General features: G+C 71.5%; 18 protein-coding genes. 11 read left to right on the top strand and 7 right to left on the bottom strand.

Annotated features, from left to right (window positions below):
* Positions 1-208 precede the first annotated feature (208 nt).
* The 3 genes from ABD151_RS11105 to ABD151_RS11095 are packed head-to-tail and all read right to left on the bottom strand — an operon-like array spanning position 209 to position 5,344.
* Positions 209-3,406 carry a DEAD/DEAH box helicase gene (locus ABD151_RS11105; protein WP_343994263.1) on the bottom strand — a complete coding sequence of 1,066 codons (3,198 nt, stop codon included), beginning with the start codon at positions 3,404-3,406 and terminating at the stop codon, positions 209-211.
* Positions 3,407-3,437: 31 nt separating this feature from the next.
* Positions 3,438-4,340, bottom strand: a complete 903-nt coding sequence (locus ABD151_RS11100; protein ID WP_343994261.1) for an NAD(+)/NADH kinase — start codon at positions 4,338-4,340, stop codon at positions 3,438-3,440.
* Complete coding sequence (locus ABD151_RS11095) at positions 4,337-5,344, bottom strand: SPFH domain-containing protein (protein ID WP_343994259.1); 1,008 nt, start codon at positions 5,342-5,344, stop codon at positions 4,337-4,339. Before ABD151_RS11095 ends, ABD151_RS11100 begins: the two co-directional genes overlap by 4 nt.
* A gap of 93 nt (positions 5,345-5,437) precedes the next feature.
* Between ABD151_RS11095 and ABD151_RS11090 the strand changes: the two genes are divergently transcribed.
* The 6 genes from ABD151_RS11090 (at position 5,438) to ABD151_RS11065 (ending at position 14,864) form a co-directional block, all read left to right on the top strand.
* Positions 5,438-6,130, top strand: a complete 693-nt coding sequence (locus ABD151_RS11090) for an NUDIX hydrolase (RefSeq protein WP_343994257.1) — start codon at positions 5,438-5,440, stop codon at positions 6,128-6,130.
* 101 nt (positions 6,131-6,231) lie between these two features.
* Positions 6,232-8,844, top strand: coding sequence for a LuxR C-terminal-related transcriptional regulator (locus ABD151_RS11085; protein WP_343994255.1), 2,613 nt, complete (start codon positions 6,232-6,234; stop codon positions 8,842-8,844).
* Positions 8,845-9,019: 175 nt separating this feature from the next.
* Entirely contained in the window at positions 9,020-12,346 is a 3,327-nt protein-coding gene (locus ABD151_RS11080; protein ID WP_343994253.1) for a hypothetical protein, read from the top strand.
* Positions 12,347-12,467: 121 nt separating this feature from the next.
* The gene (locus ABD151_RS11075; protein ID WP_343994251.1) at positions 12,468-13,208 is read left to right on the top strand and encodes a DNA alkylation repair protein; all 741 of its coding nucleotides are present in this window, start codon (positions 12,468-12,470) and stop codon (positions 13,206-13,208) included.
* A 176-nt stretch (positions 13,209-13,384) separates the two neighbouring features.
* A complete protein-coding gene (locus ABD151_RS11070; RefSeq protein ID WP_343994249.1) occupies positions 13,385-14,068 on the top strand; it encodes a PaaI family thioesterase in 684 nt (227 codons plus the stop codon).
* A 97-nt stretch (positions 14,069-14,165) separates the two neighbouring features.
* Positions 14,166-14,864, top strand: coding sequence for an NAD-dependent deacylase (locus ABD151_RS11065; RefSeq protein WP_343994247.1), 699 nt, complete (start codon positions 14,166-14,168; stop codon positions 14,862-14,864).
* Here the strand turns inward: ABD151_RS11065 and ABD151_RS11060 are convergent.
* A complete protein-coding gene (locus tag ABD151_RS11060) occupies positions 14,852-15,631 on the bottom strand; it encodes a TetR/AcrR family transcriptional regulator (RefSeq protein WP_343994245.1) in 780 nt (259 codons plus the stop codon). The genes ABD151_RS11065 and ABD151_RS11060 overlap by 13 nt on opposite strands.
* Before the next feature lie 96 nt (positions 15,632-15,727).
* Here ABD151_RS11060 and ABD151_RS11055 point away from each other — a divergent pair, with 96 nt between their 5' ends.
* From ABD151_RS11055 to ABD151_RS11035, 5 genes are all read left to right on the top strand, one after another.
* Positions 15,728-17,845, top strand: coding sequence for an MMPL family transporter (locus ABD151_RS11055; protein ID WP_343994243.1), 2,118 nt, complete (start codon positions 15,728-15,730; stop codon positions 17,843-17,845).
* A 63-nt stretch (positions 17,846-17,908) separates the two neighbouring features.
* Positions 17,909-19,816, top strand: a complete 1,908-nt coding sequence (locus tag ABD151_RS11050; RefSeq protein WP_343994241.1) for an anthranilate synthase family protein — start codon at positions 17,909-17,911, stop codon at positions 19,814-19,816.
* 19 nt (positions 19,817-19,835) lie between these two features.
* Entirely contained in the window at positions 19,836-20,420 is a 585-nt protein-coding gene (locus ABD151_RS11045; protein ID WP_343994239.1) for an anthranilate synthase component II, read from the top strand.
* Positions 20,417-21,772 carry an anthranilate synthase component I family protein gene (locus ABD151_RS11040; protein ID WP_343994237.1) on the top strand — a complete coding sequence of 452 codons (1,356 nt, stop codon included), beginning with the start codon at positions 20,417-20,419 and terminating at the stop codon, positions 21,770-21,772. The genes ABD151_RS11045 and ABD151_RS11040 overlap by 4 nt, the downstream gene beginning before the upstream one ends.
* Before the next feature lie 171 nt (positions 21,773-21,943).
* Complete coding sequence (locus ABD151_RS11035) at positions 21,944-22,987, top strand: hypothetical protein (RefSeq protein WP_343994235.1); 1,044 nt, start codon at positions 21,944-21,946, stop codon at positions 22,985-22,987.
* A gap of 42 nt (positions 22,988-23,029) precedes the next feature.
* Here ABD151_RS11035 and ABD151_RS11030 read toward each other — a convergent pair whose 3' ends face one another.
* From ABD151_RS11030 to ABD151_RS11020, 3 genes are all read right to left on the bottom strand, one after another.
* On the bottom strand, positions 23,030-24,448 hold the full coding sequence (locus ABD151_RS11030; protein WP_343994233.1) for a sensor histidine kinase: 1,419 nt from the start codon (positions 24,446-24,448) through the stop codon (positions 23,030-23,032).
* Entirely contained in the window at positions 24,448-25,149 is a 702-nt protein-coding gene (locus tag ABD151_RS11025) for a response regulator transcription factor (protein WP_343994231.1), read from the bottom strand. The genes ABD151_RS11030 and ABD151_RS11025 overlap by 1 nt, the downstream gene beginning before the upstream one ends.
* A gap of 324 nt (positions 25,150-25,473) precedes the next feature.
* Positions 25,474-26,467, bottom strand: a 994-nt coding sequence (locus tag ABD151_RS11020) for an HNH endonuclease signature motif containing protein (RefSeq protein WP_343994229.1), incomplete at its 5' end; no start/stop codon positions are given.

Raw genomic sequence — 26,467 nt, 5'->3', positions numbered from 1 at the left:
TATCGCAAGGCGGCGCCGAACCACCATGCGCGCAAGGGACGCAAGCATCTGCGTCACGCGATCCTCGACCTGACCCACGCGATCGGCGCGAGTCGGGGCGCCGAGAGCGACGACGTCTCCCACGCCCGCGCCGAGGTGGCCCGGATCCGGGTGATGGCGGAGCCTCAGCCGACAGCGTGAGCATCCGACGTGCGGGAGCGGTGCCGGCTCAGCTGAACAGCTCCCGCACGTCCTCGGCGTCGATGCCTGCGCTCAGCGCGCCGTCGCCCGAGAAGACCGAGGCGAAGAGCTCCGCCTTGCGCTCCTTGAGGGCGACCACCTTCTCCTCGATGGTGCGCGCGGAGATCAGGCGATAGACCATCACCGGGCGCTGCTGGCCGATCCGGTGCGCCCGGTCCACCGCCTGGTTCTCGGCAGCCGGGTTCCACCAGGGGTCGAGCACGAAGACGTAGTCGGCCTCGGTCAGGGTCAGCCCGACCCCGCCGGCCTTGAGACTGATCAGGAACGCGTCGCCGTCACCGGACTTGAAGGCCTCGATCTCGGCGGCGCGCTGTCGGGTGGCGCCGTCGAGGTAGCGGACGGTCAGTCCCTCCGCCTCGAGGCGCGCGCGAGCGCGCTTCAAGAAGCCGGTGAACTGGCTGAAGACCAGGGCGCGATGGCCTTCGGCCGCCAGCTCGACCAGGTGCTCGGCCAGCACGTCCAGCTTCGCCGAGCCCACGTGCTCGTGCGCGTCGTCGACCAGCGCCGGGTCGAGGCTCAGCTGCCGGAGCCGGGTCAGCGCGCTGAAGATCGCCACCCGGTTGGAGTCGAAGTCGTCGACCAGTCCGAGGATCGCCTGACGTTCGCGCTGCAACCAGGTGTCGTAGAGCCGCTGGTGTCCCGCGGTGAGCTGGACCTCCAGCACCTGCTCCTGCTTGGCGGGCAGGTCGGCGGCCACCAGATCCTTGGTCCGGCGCAGGATGAACGGCCGCAGCCGGGCACGGAACCGCGCGAGCGCCTCGGCGTCGCCCTGTCTCTCGATCGGGCGGACCACCTGGTCGAGGAACTTCTGCGGCCACGGGTAGAGCCCGGGTGCGGCCACCGAGAGCAGGGACCACAGCTCCATCAACCGGTTCTCGAACGGGGTCCCGGTCACCACGAGCCGGAACGGCACCTCCAGTCGGCGCACGGCCTGATAGGTCTTGCTCTGGTGGTTCTTGATCGCCTGCGCCTCGTCCAGCACCATGCCTCCCCACGCCAGCTCCGCGTAGGCCTCGGCCTCCAGCCGGAACAGGGTGTAGGAGGTGACCACGACGTCCGCGCCGGCGACCACCTCGGCCAACGACTCGGACCGGCGTGCGGCCGAGGCGTCCACCACGCGCACCTCGAGCCCGGGCGTGTGCCGGGCCGCCTCGGATGCCCAGGCGGTCATCACGCTGGTCGGCGAGACCACCAGGAAGGGGCCGGCGCCGTGGGTGCGGGCATGACTGATCATCGCCAGCGTCTGCAGGGTCTTGCCGAGCCCCATGTCGTCGGCGAGGATGCCGCCGAGCCCGAGCTGCCACAGCTGCACGAGCCAGCGGATCCCCTCGAGCTGATAGGGGCGCGGCGTGCTGACCAGGCCGGCCGGGTCGACGTCCGGCAGCGACTCCTGGGAGAGCAGTGCTCGCGCCGCCTCCACCCAACGTGCCGCCAGGGCGTCGACGGCGCCGAGGTCGTCGAGGTCAGCCCACAGCCCCAGGTCGCGCTGTCCGACCCGGACCCGCTCGCCGCGCTCACCCCGGATCTCGGCAGCAGCGGCGACCAGCTCGGCGAGCCGGCGGAACTCGGCGCGATCGGTGGTCAGGTGCAGGCCGCTGGGCAGCACCACCCGGGTCTGTCCGGCGGTGAGAGCCCCCAGCAGGTCGGTGAGCGGCAGCTGCTCGCCCTCGATGTCGATCACCACGCGCAGGTCCAGCCAGTCGGTGGTGGCATCAGCGGCGTCCTCGTCGGCGACGAACTCGATCGTGGGCGCCCCCACCGCCTCGCGGAAGTGCGGGCGTTGCCCGGACTCGCGCACGTCGACGTCGTCATGGGCGAGGAGTGCCGGGAGGTCGTCGGCGACGAAGTCGATCGCCTCGACGCCGGCCAGCGTGATCCGGGGCTGCAGGCGTCGCCAGGGCTCGACCAGCTCCAGGACGGCGCGCTCCAACGCGGGACGCCGCACCGCAGGGGCGCGGTCGTTGCTGTCGAGGGCGAAGTGCCGGGCTCCGTAGCGCCAACGCCAGGCCACCTCGGCGTCCAGCTCGCGCCAGGTGAGGTGGACCTCGAGCCGAGGCGGCGCTTCCTCGGCGAGCAGCAGGGAGGAGTCGGAGGAGGTGACCGGCAGCTGCTGCCGCAGCCGGGGCAGGTACTCCTCCTCGAACGCGGCACGGTCGGTCGCCGGGACCTCCAGGACGCCGCCGCGTTGGTGGATCTGCAGGAGCGCCTCGGGCAGGTGGCGGCGCAGCGGGGCGAGCACCAGGCGGAGCTTGGGGTGCCGCGCCGTCGATCCCTCACGGGTCGGGGCGAGCAGGGCGACCGAGTGCGGTTGCCGCCCGAGCAGCAGCAGGTCGTCGCCGGAGACGAAGCGCTCGTCGTGCCACACGCCGATGCTCAGCCGCGCGCCGTCCTCGTGGGCGTGGACGTCGACGCCGGCGTCGAGCGGTTCGGCGAGCGTGACCGTGGAGATCCGCTCGCCGCCGAGCAGCGGGATGTCGGCCTCCTCGGCCTGCACCAGCAGCTCGGGCAGCTGCGGCCCGATCAGGGTCAGGTCGATGACGTCGCGGGGCGCGGCACCGGGGATCGCGCGGACGATCCGGCTCAGCACTGCGAGCTGGTCGGGGTCGTGGACGTCGTCGTACTGGGGCGCCTCGGCGTTGGCCCAGGTGATTCCGGTCTTGATCCAGTTGTCCCGCGCACCCTGGCGCATCGGGCGCAGCCAGAGCCGCTGCCCGGCCTCGGCATGGCTCCGGTAGCGACGCCGGTTGGGCACCGGGATCTCGAACTGGAGGGCCACCCTCTTGCGGGCACCGGACGCCGGGTCCGCTCCCTCCAGCGGCTGGAGCACCTGGTCCAGGCTGCGTTGCCAGGCCGGGGTGGTGGGCTGCGCCTGGCGCGACGTGGAGGACCGGATCTCCAGCAGTATCGCGGCGGCATGCTTGCACTGGTAGCCGACCGGGCAGGCGCAGTTGGCCCGGATGCTGTCGTCGCGCAGCCGGATGGTGACCCGGTACGGCGCCCGGCCGGTGCCTGCGACGAGTCCGCTGACGGTCGTCTCGTCGGGGTCGGTGTCGTCGACGGCGGCGGAGATGACCCGCCGCGTTGCTGCGTACTGGCGCCCGCGGGCAAGGGTGCCGGGATCGAACGCCTTGAACAGGGCAGCATCACTGATCATCGCCCGTCGCACGCCGACCAGCGTCCCACATCGGCGGGCAACCTCACCGATCCGCGAGGCCTGCACCTCTGGCCACCAGGCGCAGGACCTTCTCCGAGCGCCCGATGCTCAGCGTCTGTCCCCAGGTCAGGGACAGGGCGTCGGCCTCGATGCCGTCGCCGAAGGCGACCAGGCGGTCGGACTGCACGGTCAGCGTGAGCTCGGTGCCGACGAGCTCCCCCTCGGTGAGGGTGGTGCCGGTGGCGGGGGAGGGCCAGGCCTCACGGACGAACCAGACCAGCCGCGGGTCGGCCGGCGTGGGCAGCGCCAGCGGGCTGTGGCGCTCGCGTGCGACCGAGCGGCACCAGCCGGTGGCGCCGGTCCCGGTCGCCACGATCACTCCCGAGGAGGCCTGGCTCTCGGCACCGCCGTCCGGGGTGCGCAGGTCGTAGCGCGCGGTCTGGTGGCTCGGGTGGCCGATGAAGATCTCGTTCAGGGCGAGCAGGCGCTGGCCGTCGTCCAGCCTGGCCTCGACCATGGTCCGCTCGCGCACGTCGCCGGGCGCTCGCAGCAGGTCGCCGACGTCGCCGGCGGCGTGGGTGACCAGCACCCCGGCATTGTGTCCGGGCTCCGGGTCGACGCCGATCACCGGCTGCCCGTCGAGGTACTTGGCGACATTCGCCACCAGGCCGTCCTGGCCGACCACCAGGACGACGTCGTCGGGCGAGAACAGGAAGCGCGAGACGTCGGACCGCTCGACGACTCCCCGCCGCCAGTCGACCGGGATCGCGGCGGTGGCGACCTCGATCGCGCGCTGCAGCCGACGGTGCCGCTCCTCGACCTCGGCGATGTCACGCCCCCGGGTGCTCAGGAAAAACGCCGCCTGGCCGCGGGTCCCGTGGGTGGCCAGCATCTCGTCGTACTCGCTGCGACGGGTGACGACGACCACCCGGGGTGTCAGGCTCATGGGGTCACCTTGCCGGTTCCCAGCTGCGCCAGTGCCTGGGTGACCAGGTCCGGGCTCAGCACCAGGGTCTGGATGTTCGGCAGGTTCGCGGCCAGCTCCTTGACCGCCAGCGACAGCAACACCGCCTCGGTGGTGTCGCGGTAGGCGCCGACGCGCGCCGCCTCGGCCTCGCCCTCGGCAGCACCCTCCAAGCGGACGCTCTCGGCTCGTGCCTCCGCCATCGCGACCATCTGGCTGGCGTCGGCCTCGGTGGCCACGGCGCGTGCGGCGGCGGCCTCCTCAGCCTCCCGTCGGGCGTTCGCGCCACGTTGGGCGACCAGCTGCTCCTCGCGACGGGCCAGCTCGATCTGCGTCTGCAGCTCGTTCTCGCCGATCGCGCGCTCCCGCTCGACGGCCACCGCGCGCCGCTCGAAGGTCGCCTTGTCGGCCTCCTGCTGCACCTGCTCGCGGGTGGGGGTGCGCAGCGCCTTCTCCACCTCGGGCTCGGGGCGCAGCGCGACGACTCGGACGCCGACCACCGCGATCCCGGTCTCCGCCAGTCGTGCGTCGGCGGCCAGGCCGGCGGCGATCACGGTGCGCACCGGGCCGACGCCGCCCGCCATCGCGGTGGTCAGGTCGACGCCCGCCAGCAGGTCGATCGCGTACTGCTGTGCCGACTCCGTCAGCAGGCTGGCGACCTGGTCCAGCGGCGTGCTGCGCCAGGCGCCGGTTCCGGGGTCGATCGAGAAGTCGATGCGTCCGGCCGCCGTCCCCGGGTCGGTCACCCGGTAGGTGACGGTCGCCTGCACGGTGACGTCCTGGAAGTCGCTGGTGCGGGCGTGGAACATCAACGGCAGCTCGCGATCGTCGACGGGGACCTCGTTGAGGACGGCGGTCAGGGGCCGGAACCAGAACGAGGCGCCGACGCCGGCGCGCACCGTCCTGCCGTTGCGGATCTGCTCGATGTGCGTCGTGCCCGATCCGCGCAGGTGACGGACCAGGGGGTAGCGGGCGATGTCAGCCATCGGGGTCTCCTCATCCTCGGAATTAATGTCAAAGTGACAGTAATCCCTTCCAGTCGTAATCGTCAAGATGACGTTAAGTGGTAGGCTCGGCCCATGGTTGGAGAGCAGCACCACCCGCCGGTGGCCGTGACCGTCGACCTCGTCGTGCTCACGGTGCGCGCCGATGAGCTTCAGGCACTGGTGATCCGTCGCGGCGAGGAGCCGTTCCGCGGCGAGTGGGCACTGCCCGGTGGCTTCCTCGATCCCGGGGAGGACCTGCCGACGGCAGCGGCCCGGGAGCTCGAGGAGGAGACCGGGATCGTGGCCGATCGCTTCCACCTCGAGCAGCTGGCCTCCTACGGTGCGCCCGATCGCGACCCCCGGATGCGCACCGTGACCGTCGCCTACATCGCCCTCGCGGCCGACCTTCCGACGCCGAGGGCAGGCACCGACGCGGCAGAGGCGGCCTGGCGGCCCGTCCGCGAGCTGCTGGCCACGCCCGAGACGCTGGCCTTCGATCACGAGCAGATCCTGCGTGACGGCGTCGAGCGCGCCCGCGCCAAGCTCGAGTACACCCCGTTGGCTGCGGCCTTCTGTGGCAGGGAGTTCACGATCACCGAGCTGCGACGGGTGTACGAGGTGGTGTGGGGGACCACCCTCGACCCGCGCAACTTCCACCGCAAGATCACCGGAACGACCGGCTTCCTGGAGCCCACCGACGCCACCACGACCCGCGACGGCGGCCGGCCGGCGCGGCTCTACCGGGTCGGCGCGGCGACCACCCTGCACCCCCCGTTCCTGCGATGAGGCCCGGGTGGGTGCCTGCGCCACCTTGGTCAAGCGGCTGCGGCGTCGTCGTCGCGACCCTAGTGTCGAGTCGAGCACAACCACTCGGGACGAGGTGAGCGATGCCGGGCCATCCGTCGGTCTTGCTGCCCCGCCGCCGTCTGCACGATCTGCTCGATCAGAGCACCAGCCGCCTGACCGTGATCTCCGGGCCCAGCGGGTTCGGCAAGACGAGTCTGGTGCGGGCGTGGGCGGAGACGGCGTCGCCCAGTGACGTCGTCTGGGTGACGCTGGAGAGCGATCTGGCGTCCCGTTCCGGCTTCTGGCAGACCGTGCTGGCCGGATCGGGGCGTGCCGGGATCGTCGACGGCTCCACGCTCGGGCTGGTCAACGAGGTCGAGCACAGCGACGATCCCGCATCGGTGATCGCGCGCGGCCTCAGCCGCTGCGCGAGCCCGTTGCTGGTGGTCGATGCCTATGAGCGCGTCCGCTCGCCCGCCGAGCTCGTCGACGACGACCTGACCCGACTCGCGGATCTCGTGCCACAACTGCGGGTCGTCGTCACCACGCGCACCTCCAGCGGCCTGGCCGGACCGGCGCGAACCCTGCGCGGAGAGGTGCAGCTGCTCACCGAGCGCGACCTGGCCTTCACGCCGGAGGAGACCGACGACCTGCTGCGCGCGTTCGCCGCCCCGTCGGCACCGGACGACGCGGCGCGGCTGCACCACGCCACCCGCGGCTATCCGCTCGCGCTCCGGGCTGCGCTGCTCTCCCCGGAGAGCCTGCCGGCCGCCGGCGTCGTGCGGATGGCGGGCCTCGGCAATCCGGAGGGGTGGCAGAGCCTGGTGGCCGAGGACCTGCGCCGTCAGCTCCAGCAACGGGCCGCCTACGACTTCGTCCTGGCCACCAGTGTGCCGCCCTACTTCGACCCGGACCTGGCCCTCGCGCTGGTGCCGCAGGTCGCCGATGCCACGCAGGTGAAGGAGATCCTCGACGAGCTGGAGTGGAACGGCTTCGGCCGCTGGATCCCGTTCGCGCCCGGCAAGCAGGTGTTCCAGTATGTCGAGTCGCTGCGCGACGCGATGCTCACCGAGGTGCGGGCCTGGCCACCGGCCGAGCAGACCCGGACCGCCGAGACCAGCGCGATCTGGTTGGCCAGTCACGGCGGCTACGAGGCGGCCCTGGAGATGGCGGTCGGCGCCGGCCTCTTCGGGATCGCGGCGTGGGTCTATGCCGGCGTCGTCGGCACGAACCAGGACGCCGTCTCCTCCAGCCTGGTCAACCGCCACCTGGCCTCGGTGCCGAGCCGGGCGCTGATCAACTTCCCGGCGCTCGCCTTCGGCCGTGGGCTGGCCTGCTTCCGTGACCCCTCGCTGCGCGGCGCGGCCGCGGACTTCTTCAAGATCTCCGCGGAGTGGGAGCGGCCGAAGATGCCCAACCCGACGCTGGCGCACTACCTGCTGGGCCATGTCGCTCGCACCGTCAGCCTGCGGTTGCTGGGGCGCACCGAGGAGTCCGCACGCGCGGCAGCGAAGGCGCTCGAGCTCAACGACGCGATCGCCCCCGCCGAGCGTGAGGTCGTGGCGGCGCTGCAGCCGATGGCCTTGCGCAACCTCGGCTACTCCTTCTTCCTGGCCGGCGACCTCGAGCAGGCCCGGTCGACGGCGAGCCGTGCGGTCGCCGTCGCGGTCGAGCCGACCGCCCGCAACCAGTCCATCGCCCACGCACTCGGGATGGCCGCCTTCGAGGGCTGGTGCGACCAGGCGCGATCGGTGCGTGCCCAGCTCCGCGCCGAGGGCTGGCGCCCGGGCGAGGAGCGCACACACGTCAATGCAGCCGGGCGGATCGGGGAGGCGATCCTGCACCTCGATCTCTTCGACTTCGACGCGGCGCTCGCGCAGTTCGACGATTGCGGGGTCGTCTTCGACACCACGGAGTTCTGGCCGTTGCACGCCTGGGTCCGCCTGCACGCCCAGATCGGGCTCGGCAATGCCGGCGCCCAGGCCCGGATCGTCGAGGAGCAGCTGCGCCGCGTCCCCGCGCCTCCGTGCACGGGCGACAACCTGGCCGGTGCGGCGCTGCGCTCGGCACTCGCCATCTCCTGGCTCGCGGCGGGGAACGGGGCCAAGGCGGCTGCCCTGCTCCGGCGCCCGACCCGCTTCGGTGGACAGTATGCGCCGGCCTGGATGCTCGCCCGGTTGCTGGCCGGTGACGCCGACGGCGTCTGGAATTCCCTTGCCACACAGGAGTCTCGTCCCGGCCACACCGCGCGCTCCCTGGCCGCGGTGCTCACCGTGACGGCTGCCGCGGCTGCTCGTCTCGGCCGCGACGAGCCTGCCGCTGCGCTGCTCGAACGCGCCATCGCGCAGGTCGGGCCGGGTGGAGCCCGGCTGCATCTGAGCTACCTGCCGGCGGCCGACCTCAACCGGCTGCGGGCGATCGCCGCGGAGCAGGGAAGCGCGGATCTCCAAGCCCACCTGGCGATCGAGGTGCCGACCTGCTTCGCCAGTGGAGAGGGTGCGGTGGTGATGCTGAGCGCGAAGGAGCGAGCGCTGATCGCGGCGATGGTCGAACACCGCACCCGCACCGCGATCGCGGCCGCGCTGCACATCAGTGAGAACACGGTGAAGACGCACCTGCAGCGGATCTACCGCAAGCTCGGCGTCAACTCCCGCGATGCGGTGCTGGAGCGGGCGGTGGAGCTCGACCTGCTCGACCCGCCGGGTCACCGCTGATCCCACGCCCGCCATGGATCGAGCCTGTCGAGATCGCCGCGACGTCGCAATGTGCGCAGGGCGGGTGAATCTGCGGGCGAATCCCACGCTCCTGCGTAGCCGGTGAGGTGGTGGACACGGTTCGGTGGACACACCGGTGGCGTCTGGGACCGCCGGCGTGATCGGGAGTTGTGTCATGCGGTTTGGTCGTCGTCCGGGTCGGGTCGAGGCGGGGGTCGGGGTGGTGGCGGCGTGGACGCTGGCGGCGTCCTTGGTCGTCAGCACCACAGCGTTCGCTGACGACGGCGTGCCGGAGCCGACCGGCCCGGCCACCGTCGCGCAGAGCGACGCACCGGTCTCCTCTGGCGGCGCGGGGGCGCCAGAGGAGACCGCGCCACCTGGCGGGGAGGAGGCGGCGCCGTCACCGGAGGCCGCCCCCGAGGACGTGCCGGACCCGGAACCTGCACCGGAGCAGGCGCCCGCACCGGAGCAGGCGCCCGCCGAGCCGACGTCGCCGCCCGCCCAGCAGGCGGCACCGGCAGAGGCGCCCGCAGCGGCAGAGCCGACTCGGATCAGGGTCGAGCCACACACGACGACGGTGGGGGTCGGCGAGGAGGCGACGTTCACGGTCTGGGCGGGTGACGACGACGCCCAGACCGAGGACGTCACCGCCCGCGCCTCCTTCGAGTTCGTCGGCGGTGCGGGGACCTGCGAGGCGAACGTCTGCCGCAGCCAGCGGGCCGGCCAGTTCGTGGTCAAGGCGAGCCTCGGGCGGCTGGCCGACGTGGCCAGCCTGGAGGTGCTGCCCGGGGAGCCGCGGACGCTGAGCGTCGTGCCCGCACGGGTCTCGGTGCTGCCCGGCGAGGTGCGTCAGCTCTCGCTGGTGTGGCGCGACGAGCAGGGCAACTGGGTGCGCTCGGTCACCGAGCCGGTGTCGCTCGACCACGCCGCGGACCTCGGCTGCGCCCTCACGGCGGGAACGCTGTCGTGCTCGTCGTCCACTCCCGGCAGCTACCCGATCACGGCCACGCTCATCAGCGATCCGACCGTGCAGGCCGAGGCCGAGTTCGTGGTCGAGGACGCCACCGGGGCGGTCAGCGGGCTGCGGGTGGAGTTGGATCAGGAGAGTGTCGAGGCCGGTACCGGGTTCGACGTGCGGGCGGTGGGCCGAGACGCCGCTGGGGACCCGATCGACGTCACCGACCAGACCACGTTCCGGATCATCCACGCCAGTTACAGCGACCTCACCGAGGACGTCGGCAGCTGCACCGGCGCCCGTTGCACCATCGACAAGGTCGGCGCGTACGACATCCTCGCGATCTATCGCGCCGCCCGGGCCAACGAGCGGATCCTGGTGCAGGCGGCCGACCCGGTGAAGCTGGTCCTCGACCCCGACGAGCTGCAAGCCCAGGCCAGGGAGATCGCGCCGATCAGCGCCTGGTTCGTCGACCGCTTCGGCAACCGCACCCGCCCTGATGAGGCGCAGATGCCCGAGCTGATCCTGACCGCACAGGCACCCGCCCAGTGCTTCCTGGTGCTCTGCGGCGCCGAGACGCCCGGCCGGTACCCGATCACGGCCACCTACCGGGAGCTGCGCGCCGAGGGCACCCTGTGGGTCCACCCGGACGGCCCGATCGATCCGTCCCAGGTGGCGCGGATCCGGGTCAACCAGGTCGACCTGCCGACGACGGCGGGGGAGCCGGGCCGGTTCGTCGTCCGCGGCTTCGACGCCGATGACCAGCCGCTCGGCACCTTGAGCGATGGCGTGACGCTGGCGATCGACGGCGCCGGGACCTGGCAGACACCGGGGGTGCGGCACGAACGCTCGTGCGAGGCCGACACCTGCACCTCCACCCTCGCCGGCGACTTCACGGTGACGGCGTCCTACGCTGCCCTCTCCGCGCGCACCAGCATGCAGGTGGTTGCCGGCGAGTCGGTGCGCAACGGGATCGCGCCCGCGAACGCCGTGGTCCGAGCCGGCGAGCGCCAGACCTATCTGTTCGGCGGGGTCGACGAGTACGGGAACCTCGCCGGGCGCACCTCTGGGTTCATCGGGCTCCAGATGAGGGCGAGCGCGGGCGCGACCTGCGAGGGCTATGCGTGCTGGTCCGACGAGCCCGGAACCTACGTCATCGGCATCGACATGAGCGACTACTTCGGTGAGGTCGCCGGTGACTCCTGGACGATGAACGCGTTGCTCACCGTGATCCCCGCCGAGGTCGACCACATCGAGGTCACGGCGTCGCCGACCCGGGTGGCCGCCGGCGAGGTGATCGCGCTGACGGCCACCGCCTACGACGACCAGGATCGTCTCCTCGGCGACGTCACCGAGGAGACGGCGTTCCGCAGCATGGGGGCGATGGCGTGTGGCATGGGCACCTGCGTCAGCACGGTTGCTGCGGACTACGAGATCACCGGCACCCTGGGCGAGCTGTCGGATGCGGTGACGGTGACGGTCACTCCAGCAGCCGCTGCCTACGACGAGCTGACTCCCGCCACCGCAACGGTGCGCCCGGGTGAGCCGGTCGACTACCTGGTGACCCGCTACGATGAGTACGACAACCAGGTGTCGACGCCGACCGGTGAGTACGCGTTCGCGGGTGACGCCGTCGCCTGTGACGCAGGGACTTGCTCCTCCCGGACGCCGGGCACTCATCAGGTCACCGCAACCGCCTCCGGGCTGCCGGACCTGACCGCCGAGCTCATCGTCGAGGTGCCCGAGGAGGCCTACCTGCTGGTGCTGCCCGAGACCGGCCGTGCCGTGGCAGGTGAGCGCGTCGGGTTCCAGGCCATGCTGCTTGCGGCCTCGGGTGACCTCATCGAGGAGGTCACCGAGGAGACCACCTTCGTGCCGAGCACCGGCGCAGCGGACTGTGTGGCCGCTTCCTGCGGCAGCACCGCGGCCGGCGAGTACACGGTGACGGGCGCCTATGCCGGACTCACCGACGACGCGCGGCTGATCGTGAGCGCGGCGGGCGTCGACCGGATCGAGGTGTCGCCCGACGGTGCCACCATCGACGCGGGCGGGGTGCAGCAGTTCGGCGTGGCCGGCTACGACGAGTTCGACAACCCGGTGGGCGACCTCACCGATGCGGCGACCTTCGCGATCTCGGGTGCCGGGCGCTGCGAGGCCAACGCCTGCGGCGCCGAGCAGGGTGGCGACTACCGGGTGACGGCCTCCTATCTGGTGCCAGGCCTGGGCCGCGCGCCGGCAGCCGCGCCGGGCGAGGGCGGTTCGCGGGCAGCGGCGCCGGGCGACACCCTCACCGCCGAGGTAGCGCTCACCGTGCGCGCAGCCGACACCGACGACCCGGGCACGGACGACCCCGGCACTGGTCCTGGCGACGGCGGGAACGGCGGGGACGACGGGACCGACGACGCGGGCGACGACACCGCAACCGACCCCACCCGGGAGACGACGTCCGGACTCCCGGACACCGGCACCCCCGTGCGCTGGTGGCACCTGCTCGCCGCCCTTCTGCTGATCCTCCCCGGCCTGCTTCACCTGCGCCGCCGAACCTGACCTACGTCCAACTTTCTGGATAGTCCCTGACGTTCTCGTGGTTTTCTGCCCCCGAAAACCACGAAAACGTCAGGGACTATCCGGAGCCCGGTCAAGGTGGGGGCGGCTCTAGGGTGAGGTGGTGCCCACTTTGACTGCGGACGACGTGCGCGCGGCGCTCGCGCTGCGGGCTGATCCGTACTACGCGGAGAGCCTGGCGAGGTTCTTCCAGACCCACCCGGGCGGGTACGGCGAGGGTGACGTCTTCCTCGGTGTGCGGGTGCCGGTGGTGCGGGCGGTGGCGAAGGAGCACACCGGGCTGGCGTGGAGCGAGGTCCGCGACCTGCTCGACGACGACGAGCACGAGCACCGGTTCGCAGCCCTGGCGATGGCGGTCGACGCGTTCCGCCGTGCGCTCCGGCCCCGCAGCCGCGACGACGCCCTGCGCAAGCAGCTGCACGAGCTCTACCTCGACGCCGTCCATGCCGGCTGCGTGAACAGCTGGGACCTGGTCGACGTCTCCGCGGAGTGGCTGGTCGGCGAGCACCTGCGCACCGAGGGCGCCGGCACCGCGCTGGTCATGGAGCTGGTCGGCGAGCAGGACCTGTGGCGACGACGGGTCGGCATCATCGCGACCTTCGCCCACATCAAGGCGGGTGCCAGTGCCCCGACCTTCGCCGCGGCGTCCGCAGTGATCGACGATCGTCGCGACCTGATCCAGAAGGCCTCCGGCTGGATGCTCCGCGAGGTCGGCAAGCGGATCGATCGGGCGGCGCTCGTGGACCACCTCACCGAGCACGCCTCCCGGATGGGGCGCACCGCGCTGTCGTATGCGACCGAGCAGCTCGACGCCGACCTGCGGGCTCAGCTGCGCGCGCTCTGAGCGCCCGCGGTCGAGCCCTGCTGCGCCTTCGCCCGCCAGAAGTGCGCCCTCGGCCGCTACAGGTGCGCCTTCGGCCGCTACAAGTGCGCCTTCGGGTGCCATTTGTGCGCCCTCGGCGTCCTTGCCAGCGGGATCGGGGAGCGGTCACAGGCGGGGCGCGGCTCTAGCGTGCAGGCATGGCGGAGACGGTCGAGTACGAAGTGGTGACCCAGGCAGGCGCAGGCAGGGACGCAGGCAGTGGCGAGCCGGTGCTGATGTCGGCGCGCGCGAGCGAGGGCGGCCTGGACGCTGCCGCGGCGGCCGCCCGGCGACTGGTCGATGCGCTGGTCCGCCTCGGCGACAGCACCGACTACGACACCGACGCCTTGGCCACGCGGATCAACGCGATCGCCGCCGAGGTCGAGGACGCGCTGCCCGACGAGGCCGCCCGGCTCGTCGAGATGTGGCAGCAGGAGGGCCCCAACCGTCACGATCTGGTGACCGGGCCGCAGAACCCGATCGCACCGCCGCTGGTCGTGCACGGTCAGCCCGACGGCTCGGTCGAAGCGAGCACCACTCTGCCGATCGCCTACCAGGGCCAGCCGCGGATGGCGCACGGCGGCATCTCGGCGCTGCTGCTCGACCACACCCTCGGGATGGCCAACGGCTGGGCCGGCCGGGGCGGGATGACCGCTCGGCTGACGCTCAACTTCAAGCGCCCGGTGCCCCTGGGAGAGCCGATCACCATCCGCGCCAAGCAGGAGAGCGTCGATGGCCGCAAGCTCTACACCCAGGGCGTTCTCAGCGTGGACGGCGAGCCCTGCGTGACGGCGGAGGCGCTCTTCATCGCCGGCCACCTGCCGCGACCCACCGCCGACTGAGCGGGGCCGCGCTCGGCTGGGGGATGTGATCGGGTGCACGTCGCACGGGCTAGTCTGGTCGCCGCCTGACGAGACCCAACGAGTTCGGAGTCACCTGATGAGGATCGTGGTGCTGACCGGCGCCGGCATCTCTGCGGAGAGCGGCGTGCCCACCTTCCGCGACGCCGACGGGCTCTGGGAGGGCCACCGGATCGAGGACGTCGCCACCCCGGAGGCGTACGAGGCCCAGCCGACCGCGGTCCAGCGCTTCTACGACGAGCGGCGCAAGTCGCTGAAGAACGTCGAGCCGAACCCGGCGCACGTCGCGCTGGCCCGGCTCGAGGAGGTGCTGGGCGACGACCTCTTCCTGGTCACCCAGAACATCGACGACCTGCACGAGCGCGGCGGGTCGACCCAGGTCGCGCACATGCACGGCGAGCTGCTCAAGGCCTGGTGCCGCGCCTGCGACGGCCGGGTGCACTGGACCGGCGAGCTCTCCGACTTCCCGCCCTGCCCGCGCTGCGGCGTCAGCGAGCTGCGCCCGGACGTCGTCTGGTTCGGCGAGATCCCCTACGGCATGGACGAGATCCAGCGCCGATTGCTGCGTGCCGACCTCTTCGTCTCGGTCGGCACCTCGGGTGCGGTCTACCCGGCCGCCGGGTTCGTGCAGCTGGCGGCGTCGTGTGGGGCCAAGACCCTCGAGCTCAACCTCGAGCCCAGTGAGGGCACCCACTTCTTCTCCGAGGCGCGGCACGGCCGGGCCGGCGACCTGGTGCCGGTCTGGGTCGACGAGGTGCTGCGCAGCTACGGCTTCTGAGCTGCCTCGCGGGCCAGTTCCGCGGCGAGGATCGCCTGCAGCCGCGGGCCCTCCGGCTCGGCGTCCAGCCCCAGTGGCGGGAGCTGGGAGTGCATGGCGGCGGTGAACATGGCGGCACTCTCGATGACGCGTGGGTCCATGTGGCCGAACACCTCGAGGGTGACCACGCCGTAGAGCGTCTGCCAGGCCCGCATGAAGATCCACAGCACACCGCGGTCGGCCTCGTCGATCGCTGAGGCATCGATCGGGATCAGCGGATCGAGGACGGCGGCGCGGACCTCCGGATCCAGCTCGTCGAGCGCCGGGTGCGGGATGCCGCGCTCGTGGAAGATCCGCACCAGGAGGCCGTTCATGAAGTGGCCCGAGGTGGCGGAGGTGAGCAAATCGCGGCGCACGCAGCTGCTGTCGGCGATCGGGTTGGCGAAGACCAGGCCGAACTCGCGCGGGTTCGCCAGGGCCCAGCTGCGGAAGGCGGCGGTGGCGGCGACGAGCTGCCCGGCCGGGTCGTCGTCGGGGTAGCGGGCGGCGGCCTCGGCGAAGCGGGTGGTCGCGGCCTTGTCGATCTCGAAGGCGACCAGGTCGACGAGCTCCTGGTAGTTGGCGACGTAGCGGTAGAGCGCGGGCGCGGTGATCCCCATCCGCTGGGCGATCGCGCGCAGGGACAGCTCGCCGCCCTCGGCGAGCAGGGCGCGGGCGGTGCTCACGATCTCGGCGTAGGTCGCCTCGCGCTGCCGCTCCCGCCGTCCCGAAGCTGTGCTGCTCGTCACTCGTTTCCTCCCGTCGACCCGTTGACGGCCCGAGTTTACACCGTTTACCGTTAACGGTGTTTACTGGAATGAACGTGGTTCACAAAGGGGTTCGTCATGGTTGATCGCTGGGGCAGGTTCGTGGCCCGCCGCTCGCTGCCGGTGCTGATCGCCGGCCTGCTCACCGCGGTGCTGGCCGGCATCTACGGCGCCGGCGTCTTCGGTGGCCTCAGCGACGGCGGATTCGACGACCCCGCATCCGAGAGCTCGCGCCAGCTCGCCGCCGAGCGCGAGGTCTTCGGCAACCAGGCGGTCGACGTGGTGGCGATCTACTCCAGCGACACCCTCCAGGCCGCCGATCCGGAGTTCCAGGCCGCCGTGGAGGGGGTGGTCACCGCTCTGCCCGACGGCGTCTCCGCCGTCACCTGGTACGACACCCAGGACCCGTCCATGCTCGGCAAGGACGGCGACGCGACCACCGTCTACATTTCGCTGGCGGGAACCACCCAGGACGAGAACTCCACGAGCTTCAAGGAGATCCGCGGCCAGCTGAGCGCCGAGGGCCTGAAGACCGAGCTGGCCGGCACCTGGGCGGTCTACGACGACGTCAACGAGCACACCAGCGCCGACCTGAAGCGCGCCGAGCTGATCGCGATGCCGCTAGTGCTGCTGCTCTCGCTGGTGATCTTCGGCAGCCTGGTCGCGGCCAGCATGCCGGTCCTGGTCGGCGGCGTCGCGGTGATCGGCGGCCTCGCGGTGGTCCGGCTGATCTCGGTCTTCACCGAGGTGTCGATCTTCTCGGTCAACATCATCACCCTGCTCGGGATGGGTCTGGCGATCGACTACGCGCTCTTCGTGGTGAGCCGCTTCCGTGAGGAGCTGGAGCAGCGCGAGGGCCCGGACGCGGTCAGCGCCGCGCTGCGCCGGACCATGGCGACCGCCGGGCGCACCGTGCTCTTCTCCGGTCTCACCGTGGCGGCGGCGATGAGCTCGCTGCTGGTCTTCCCCCAGGACTTCCTGCGCTCTATCGGCTTCGGCGGCATCGCCGCCGTCCTGGTCGCGATGATCGCCTCCCTCACCATCCTGCCCGCGGTCCTCGGCTTCCTCGGGCGCCGCATCGACGCCGGCCGGGTGCCGTTGCTGAACCGCCGCCGCAAGGACGCCGTCGAGAGCGAGCACGGTGCGTGGGCGCGGCTGGCGCACGCGGTGATGCGCCGCCCGGTCTTCTACGCGGTCGGGATCACCGTGATCCTGCTCGGCATCGGAGCGCCGTTCCTCGGGGTCAAGTGGGGCAGCGTCGACTACCGGGTGCTGCCCGACGACGCCGGTGCGCACATCGCGGCCGAGACCCTCAACGAGGAGTTCGGCCCCGAGCGCTCGACCGCCAACCTCTCGCTCTCCGGCGCCGAGGGCGACGCCGTCGAGCAGTACCGTGCCGACCTCGCCGCGGTGGACGGCGTGCTGGATGCGCAGGTCGTCGCGACCGAGGGCTCCGAGAGCCTGCTCCGGGTCGCCTGGGAGGGGAACTCCCAGACCGAGGAGTCCCAGCAGATGGTGCACGACCTGCGCGCCGTCGAGCCGCCGGAGGGTGCGGACGTCCTGGTCGGTGGCCTCAGCGCCGACACCGTCGATCTGCTCGACTCGATCGGCGCGCACCTGCCGTGGATGGGCCTGGTCGTGGTCTTCGTGATGCTGGTGCTGCTCTTCCTGGCCTTCGGCTCGGTGGTGCTGCCGCTCAAGGCGATCGTGATGAACGCGCTCTCGATCACCGCCTCCTTCGGCGTCGTCACCTGGATCTTCGCCGAGGGCCACCTGGAGAGCCTGCTGGGCTTCACCAGCTCGGGGTTCCTCGACGCCACCCAGCCGATCCTGATGCTGGCGATCCTGTTCGGCCTCTCCATGGACTACGAGGTCTTCCTGCTCTCACGGGTCCGTGAGGAGTGGGACCGCACCGGCGACAACAACCGGGCGGTGGCGATCGGTGTGCAGAAGACCGGCCGGATCATCACCTCCGCGGCACTGCTGCTGGCCATCGTGATCGGCGCCTTCGGCACCAGCGGGATCGTCTTCATGAAGATGATCGGCGTCGGCATGCTGGTCGCGCTGCTGATCGACGCGACCATCGTCCGGGCGCTGCTGGTGCCGGCCACCATGAAGCTGCTGGGGCGGTTCAACTGGTGGGCGCCCGCGCCGCTGGCCCGCTGGTGGGAGCGGCACGGCTTCCGGGAGGGCTGAGCCGGCTCGCCGCCGGGTGGACGGCCGCGTCCGCCCGGCGCGCGAACGACTAGAGTTTTTCCCATGTCTGAGAACCTTGCTGCCCGTTCCGCGCTCGACGCGATCATGGGCTGCGAGGCATGGGCGGTGATCCGTCAGGGCGACCAGCCCCAGGCCGCGTTGGTCGGCGGCACCCGCAGCGTCGTGGAGAGCCTGCTCGACGTCCCGCTCGCTGACGGCGTCCCCGCCGACGGCGCCGCCCTCGACCGCCTGCTCGCGGTGCCGTTCCGCCAGGTCGCCGAGCGCGGTTTCGAGGCGATCGACGACGGCACCCCGCTGGTGGTCGTCGACCTCACCGAGCAGCACCACGTCGTCGTCGACGAGCTGATCGCAGCGCTGCCCCAGGTGGAGCTGGAATTCTCCGACCGCGGCGGCTTCGAGATCGACGACGAGGCCTACGCCAAGCTGGTCGAGCAGGTGATCGCCGAGGAGATCGGCCACGGCGAGGGCGCGAACCTGGTGGTGGCACGCAACTTCCGGGCCAAGCTCGCCGACTTCGGCGCCGAGCAGGCGCTGACCGTGCTCCGGCGGCTGCTCGAGCGTGAGCGCGGCGCCTACTGGACGTACGTCTTCTTCACCGGTGACCGGTTCCTGGTCGGGGCGAGCCCCGAGCGCCACGTCAGTGTGGTCGACGGCAACGTGCGGATGAACCCGATCTCGGGCACCTACCACCTGCCCAAGACGGCCCAGCCGATCGAGCAGACCAAGGCCGAGCTGCTGGAGTTCCTCGCCGACGAGAAGGAGATCTACGAGCTCTTCATGGTCGTCGACGAAGAGCTCAAGATGATGTGCGACATCTGCAGCGAGGGCGGCCAGGTGCTCGGCCCCTTCCTCAAGCCGATGACGCACCTGGTGCATACCGAGTACCTGCTGGCCGGCAAGACCAAGCGCGACGTGCGCGAGGTGCTGCGCGACACCATGTACGCCGCGACCCTCACCGGCTCCCCGGTGGAGAACGCCTGCAAGCTGATCAAGGCCTACGAGCCCGAGGGCCGCGGCTACTACGGCGCCGCGCTGGCGCTGATCGGCCGGGGCGCCGACGGCTCCTCCACCCTGGACAGCCCGATCGTGATCCGCTCGGCCGACGTCGGCCTGGACGGCACGCTGCGCGTGGTCGCCGGCGCCACCCTGGTGCGTGACTCCGACCCGGCCACCGAGGTGCGCGAGACGCACGCCAAGGCCGGCGGCATCCTCTCCGCGTTCGGCCTGGTCCCGCAGGCTGCCGCGCCGGCCGGAAGCCTGGGCGCGCTGGCAGGCGATGAGGACATCCTGATCGCGCTCAACGAGCGCAACCAGCGGCTCAGCAAGTTCTGGCTCACCAACCAGGCCGGCAAGACGCCGGACCCTGCCCTGCGCGGCAAGAGCGCGGTCATCCTCGACGGCGAGGACGACTTCGTGAACATGCTGCGCCACGTGCTCGCGGTGCTCGGCATGAGCTCGCGCACGGTGCGTCACGAGGAGTGGGTGCCGGGTGCGCTCGACGGCGAGGACCTGGTCATCGTCGGCCCCGGACCGGGCGACCCGCGCGACGGCGACGACCCGAAGATCCAGCGGATCCGCGCGGCCGTCGACGAGCTGCTGGCATCCGGCCAGCCGATGCTGGCGGTCTGCCTCGGGCACCAGACGCTCTGCGAGCGGCTGGGTCTGCCGTTGGCGTTCAAGGACATCGTCTTCCAGGGCACGCAGTCCGCGGTCGAGCTGCCCGGCGGCACCGAGCGGGTCGGCTTCTACAACACCTTCGTGGCGCGGGTCGGCGCCGAGACCCCGCTCCCGGACGGCGTCTCGGTGGCCACCGACGCGGCGACCGGCGACGTCCACCAGATCACCGGTCCGACCTATCGGGGCATCCAGTTCCACGCCGAGTCGGTGCTCACCGAGAACGGCTTCGACCTGATCCACGACCTGGTCCGCGACCTCCTGGTCGGTCCCTGAGCCGGCTCATGGTGCACCCGTGAGCAGCCCGCGGGTGGTGGTGGTCGACCACCACGACTCCTACACCTACAACCTGGTGCACCTGATCGCCGAGGTCACCGGCTTGCTGCCGGCGGTGGTGCAGCACGACGACGTCGACGCCGACCACCTGCTTGGCTTCGACCGGATCGTGCTCTCGCCGGGGCCGGGGCATCCGGCGGTTCCGCGTGACTTCGCGGTCGGCAGCGAGGTGCTGGCGGCGGGTACGGTGCCGGTGCTCGGCGTCTGCCTCGGCATGCAGGGCATGGTGACCACCTTCGGCGGCGAGGTCGCCCGGATCACCCCGGCGCACGGCGAGGTCGCCCGGGTCCGCCATCGCGGCGACTCGGTCTTCGCGGGCCTGCCGACGCCGTTCGACGCCGTCCGCTACCACTCGTTGGCGGCGACGCGGCTGCCCGAGGTGCTGACGGCGACTGCCTGGTGCGACGGCGGGCCCGGTGAGCCGGAGGTGGTGATGGGGGTGCGGCATCGCGCGTTGCCCTTGCACGGCGTGCAGTTCCACCCCGAGTCGATCCTGTCGGTGCACGGCGCCGCACTGGTGCGCAACTTCGTGGAGCGGCCATGAACGCGGGTGGCGAGTCCGCCGGGGCGCGCCGCGACGGTGCGGCGGCCACGGAACGCTTCGTCGAAGTCGCTGCCCGGCACCCGCGCTGCTTCTGGCTCGACGGCGGCGGCGCGCGCGACTGGTCGGGCAGGCGCTCGCTGATCGGCTGGCTCGACGACGACGACCTCTCGCTGAGCTACGACGCGACGAGCCGTACGGTGACCGCCCATCAGGGCGACACGTCGCGCGTGGTCGGCAACGACATCTTCGAGGTGCTGGCCGAGTACGTGGCGCGCGATCGCGCAAGTGGGGAGCCGGTGCACTGGGTCGGCTACTTCGGCTATCCCAGCCGGGCGGACCTGCCGGCCCGCGTCGACCCGGGCGACCCGGCGCCGAGCGCGGTCTGGATGCGGACCCGACACGTCGAGCTCTACCGGCATGAGCTGGTCGAGGGCAGCGGCGTTTCGCAGCGCGGTGCGGCACCGCAGCGCGACGCGGCCTCGGAGGGCGGTGCGCAGGTGCCGGGTGCCGACGTCGTGCCGGGCGTGGATGCGGCGCCGGCCGAGTACCGGGCCGCGTTCGAGCGGGTGCAGGAGCACCTGCATGCGGGCAATTCCTACGAGGTCAACCTGACCCATCGCGAGGAGGTCGCCGGCGACCTCGACCCGGTCGGCACCTACCTGCGACTGCGGGAGCTGAACCCGGCGCCGTACGCGGGCTTCCTCCAGCATCAGGGCAGTTGGCTGCTCAGCTCCTCGCCGGAGCGGTTCGCCACCATCGACGCCGCGGGGTGGGTGGAGACCAAGCCGATCAAGGGGACCACGCCGCGTGGCGACACCGAGGCCGAGGACGCCGCGCACCGGCAGCGGCTCGCCCAGGACGCGAAGTACCGCGCCGAGAACCTGATGATCGTGGACCTGCTCCGCAACGACCTGGCGATGGTCTGCGAGCAGGGCACGGTCGCGGTGCCGGTGCTGATGGAGGTCGAGAGCTACCGCTCGGTGCACCAGCTGGTCTCCACGGTGCGCGGCCGGTTGCGCCCGGGGGTCGGCACCATCGACGCGTTGCGGGCGCTCTTCCCGGCCGGCTCGATGACCGGTGCGCCGAAGCTGCGGACCATGGAGATCATCGCCGAGGTGGAGAGCAGTGCTCGCGGTGCCTACTCCGGTGCCTTCGGGTGGATCGCGCCTGACGGTCGCGCCGACCTGGGCGTGATCATCCGCAGCCTCTCGGGCGGCGTGGACGCCGCAGGCCGGCGACGTTGGCAGCTCGGCACCGGTGGTGGGATCACGGTCGGGTCGGACGTCGTCGAGGAGTTCGCGGAGACGCAGTGGAAGGCGGCCCGGCTGCACGCCGCGGCTCGTGAGACCTGAGGTTTGGGTGCGAACCCCCAGTGTTTGAAGGATCAATCACCACTACGGTCGAAGACATCGTTCGGGCGTGGAGAGGATGAGACGTTGGTCCGCAGGGTCTACCTGCACATCGGTCTTCCCAAGACCGCAACCACCTATCTGCAAGACGGATTGTGGCGGCACCAAGACGAGTTGCGCAGACGGCAGGTGCTGTTGCCGGGCAGGAGTCGCCGCCGGCATCTGCTCGCCTCCCTCGACTTCCGCGACGATCCCAAGCTCGCCACGCGACCCGGCGACGTCGCGCGTCCCTGGCAGGACCTGGTCGAGGAGATCCAGCAGAGCGACGCTCCGACAGCGGTGATCAGCCACGAGTTCTTCGGGCCGGCCGCGGTCGAGCAGATCCGCCGTGGGGTGGAGCAGCTCGCGCCAGCGGAGGTGCATGTGGCGCTCACCGCGCGACCGATGACCGAGCTGGCGCCGAGCCAGTGGCAGGAGTGGGTCAAGAACGGCGGGCGCAAGCCGATCGACGAGTTCCCGCCACGGGACGACTACTCGCCACACGATGCCTGGGGTTGGGGTGCGTTCGACCTCGGTGACGTGCTCGCGCGCTGGTCGCAGGCGGTTCCTGCCGAGCGCATCCACGTTCTGCCGATGGGCGCGCGTGGGGCGGAGCCAGGGGAGATCTGGCGCCGCTTCATCGACCTCCTCGGGGTTCCCGGGCCGGAGCTGGCCGCTCCGGAGAAGCCGGTCAACCAGCGCCTCGGCCTGGTCCAGGTGGAGGCCCTGCGGAAGATCAACCAGAAGCTCAAGGGCTTCAGCAGCGGCTACGACCGTGGCGCGTGGATCCGGGGGTATCTCGGCTCTGCGCCGGTGATGCCCGCTGGATCGGAGCGGTTCCGGCCGGCACCGGAGACCTGGGCGGGGTGGGTTGAGCGCGGTGAGAGCGCGGTGGCGATGCTCCGGACCGACGACTACGACGTGCGCGGTGACGTCGACGCGCTGATGCCGCGACGCGAGCAGCCGGACGTGCGCCACCCTGACGAGGTCAGCGCGGACGAGCTGCTCGAGGTGACCAGCGAGATGGTGTCGACGATGCTCACCGATGTCCGCTCGCGCAACCGCGAGCGGCACTCGTTGCGCGAGCGACTCCGCAACGCCGAGGCGTCCAGCATGCGGCCGCAGCCGAGCGCTCCGGCCCGGCTGGTGCGTCGCGTGCGGGGTGTGCTGGGCCGCTGACCGGTCGCGGTCGTCGGCCGGGGCGCCGTGCTGCCCGGCGCCTCAGGCGTCGGACGGCGGGGTGGCAGCACCCGGCAGCGACAGGGTGAGGCAGGCACCGCCGCCGGGTGCCTCGGTGGCGTCCACCCAGCCGGAGTGCCGCAGCGCGGTCTGCCGCACGATCGAGAGACCGAGGCCCGAACCCGGCATCGAGCGGGACTCGTCCGAGCGGTAGAACCGCTCGAAGACCTTGGCGCGGTCGGCCTCGGCGATGCCGGGGCCCTGGTCGGAGACGGTGAGCACGCCGTTGACCAGGCCCACGGTGACGGTGCCGCCGGGCGGGCTCCACTTCACCGCGTTGTCCAGCAGGTTGGTGATCGCTCGCTCCAGCGAGCTCTCCTCGCCCTCGACCCACCAGACGTTGGTGACGACGTCGAAGTCGACGTCGTTGGCCCGGCGGCGGACCCGGGTCAGGGCGCGCTCGAGGATCACCTCGAGATCGACCGGCTCCACCACGTGCGGGCTCTGCTCGTCGCGGGCCAGCTCGACCAGGTCGCCGATCAGGGTGGTCATCTCGTCGATCTGGCCACGGACGTCGTCGAGCAGCTCGCGGCGGGCCTCGGGCGGCAGGCCGCCGGAGGAGTCGGCCTGGATCAGCAGGTCGAGGTTGGTGCGTAGCGAGGTCAATGGGGTGCGCAGCTCGTGGCTGGCGTCGGCGATCAGCTGGCGTTGACGATCGCGGGAGGCGCCGAGGGTGACCACCATCGAGTTGAAGGCGCTGGAGAGCCGGGCGATCTCGTCGGTGCCCTCCACGGTGATCGGGGTGAGCTGATCCGTGCGGGCGATCTCCTCGGCCTTGGCGGTGAGCCGGCGGACCGGACGCAGGCCGTTGCGGGCCACCGCCCAGCCCGAGAGACCGGCGATGATCACGCCGGCCAGTCCGAAGGAGAGCATCACGATGCCGAGCCGGTCGAGGACCTGCTCCTGGGAGGTCAGCGGTTGCGCGATGGTGAGCGCGATGCCGCTGTCCTTGGTCGGCACCGTCACCACGCGGTAGCTGGTGCCCTCGGCGTCGATGGTGCGGATCACGTTCTTCCGCTCGCCCCGGGCCACCTCGAGCTCGTACTTGCCGAGCGGGAGGTCGGGGCCGTCGTCCATGGTGAAGGTGGCGCCGGTGGAGGAGACGAAGACGATCCGGACGTCGGCGGCACCGAACGCCCAGGACGGGATCGAGCGGCCCGCGCTGAGCTCGGGCAGCGTGGAGGAGAGGGCGGACTTCTGGGCCCGGTCGATCAGGGTCGCGTCGAGCGTGTTCTGCATCTGCATCCGCACGGTGACGAAGGCACCGAGGGCGACGAACGCGACGGTCAGGCCCACCGCGAAGGTGGTCAGCAGGGTGACCCGGCTGGCCAGGCTGCGGCGGTAGTGCCACCAGCCGTCGTCGTTGCCGTCCTGCTGGCGCGCCGCGGGGGCGTCGACCATCAGCTGGACTCCTTGAGCACGTAGCCCACGCCACGCACCGTGTGCAGGAGGCGGGGCTCGCCCTCGGCTTCGGTCTTGCGGCGGAGGTAGCCCACGTAGACCTCGAGTGAGTTGGCGGTGGTCGGGAAGTCGTAGCCCCAGACCTCTTCGAGGATGAAGGAGCGCTCCAGCACCCGGCGCGGGCGGCGCAGGAACATCTCCAGCAGCGCGAACTCGGTGCGGGTCAGCTCGATCGGGCGGTTGCCGCGCTTCACCTCGCGACTGCCGACGTCGAGGCTGAGATCGGCGAAGGTGAGCACCTCGTCGTCGCCGTCGTCGCTGGGGACGACTCGGCGCAGCAGAGCGCGGAGCCGGGCCAGCAGCTCCTCGAGGGCGAAGGGCTTGGTCAGGTAGTCGTCGGCCCCGGCGTCGAGTCCGGCGACCCGGTCGCCGACGGCGTCGCGGGCGGTGAGCACCAGGATCGGCACGTCGTTGCCGGCGGCGCGCAGCGCGCGGGTGGCCTCGATGCCGTCGAGGCGGGGCATCATCACGTCCATCACCACCACGTCGGGGTGGAGGCCGCCGATGGTGGCCAGGGCCTCGGCGCCGTCGCTGGCCATCGAGACCTGGAACCCGTTGAACTCCAGCGAACGGCGCAGCGACTCGCGGACGGCGCGGTCGTCATCGACCACCAGCACGTGGGAAGGGTTCGCAGGGCTCACATGCTTACTGTGCCAGCCCTGCCTGAGCCACGGCTGAGAAGGCGGCGAGAGTCGGGCGAGAAAGCCGCCGAAGGTCGGGCCGCCGCTCGCTGGTCGGGCTTGTCGAGAGCACTGGGCGCTGGCCCGGTGCCTGCGGTTGGTCGCGCCTGTCGAGTGCGCCGCGGTGTGCCAAAGCCTTCGGTGGCCGGTGGCTGCCGGAGGGTCCGGCGCTGCCGGCCGTCCCCGGGGTGATCGCCCCTGTTGAGTGCGCCACGGCGCGCGGGCGGGCCTGAGGCGCGCCGATGCCTCCGGTGACCAGGTGGTTGCCGGAGGTGGCGCTGTGGTTCAGTCGAGCTGGATGGTGCCGAGTGCGGTGACCAGCCAGGTGTGGCCGCGCTTGTTGTGCCAGGTGTAGGTGCCGTCTCGGTTGCGGACGTATCTCCAGCCGGCGAAGGTCTTGGCGAGGTGGTGGCGTCGGCAGAGCGGCGCCAGATTCTCGGGGTTCGTCTGGCCCGGCGGCCCCGTCTCGTCGTAGGCCGTGATGTGGTCGAGGTCGGCGTCGGCAGATGAACGGGTGCAGTGCGGGAAGACGCAGTGCTGATCGCGTTCCCTGACCAACTCCACCATCCACGGCGGTGGGTCGTGCCGGTCCACGCTGCCGGTGCGGTTGAGGTCGATGACCGGGGTGACGGTGGCGATGGACCCGTGCCGCTTGAGCCAGTCGGTGAGCTGCTCGATGAGGATGGGGCCGAGTCGGTCGGTGTCGGCGAGGGCGAGGTCGTCGGCGCCGAAGAGGTCGGCGAGGGTGGTGTGCACGAAGACGCGGAGCCCGCGGCCCTTGCGACGCCTCTGCGGCGCAGGCTCGCTAGCGGCATCGCCGGTCTCGCCGGCAGCGCGATCAGGGTCGTCGCGCTGGTCGAGATTGTCGCCACCCCGCTGGTCGAGACCGTCGGAACCTTCGTAGTCCAGCGTGCCTTGCGCCTCCGCGATGCTGCCCAGCGCCTTGGCCTTCCGCTGTCCGAGGGTGTCGGTGTCGCCGGCGCGCTTCAGCTTCTCCGCTTCGTCGCAGACGAGGTCGTGGAACCGGGTGAGGTCGAGCGAGTCACCAATGACGTCCAAGGTGGAGGTGCCGGACGCAGCGCCATCGGGTCCGTAGCGGTGCTCAAGCCGCACGTCCCAGTCGGCCTTGGTGAGCGGGCCGTTCTTGTCGCGGATCAACTCGGGGTGGAATTTCGCCACCGCCATCGCCAGGGTGCGTTCGATGGTGGGCCAGCCGTAGCGTTCGCCGTCCGCGAGGGTCTGGTCGAACCACGCGGCCGCCTCCCGGGAGAGCTTGCGG

The sequence above is a fragment of the Nocardioides dubius genome (genome assembly GCF_039528155.1).
Lineage (GTDB): Bacteria > Actinomycetota > Actinomycetes > Propionibacteriales > Nocardioidaceae > Nocardioides > Nocardioides dubius.
The sequence above is the reverse complement of the archived record's forward strand: the minus strand, read 5'-3'. Positions and strand labels throughout refer to the sequence as shown.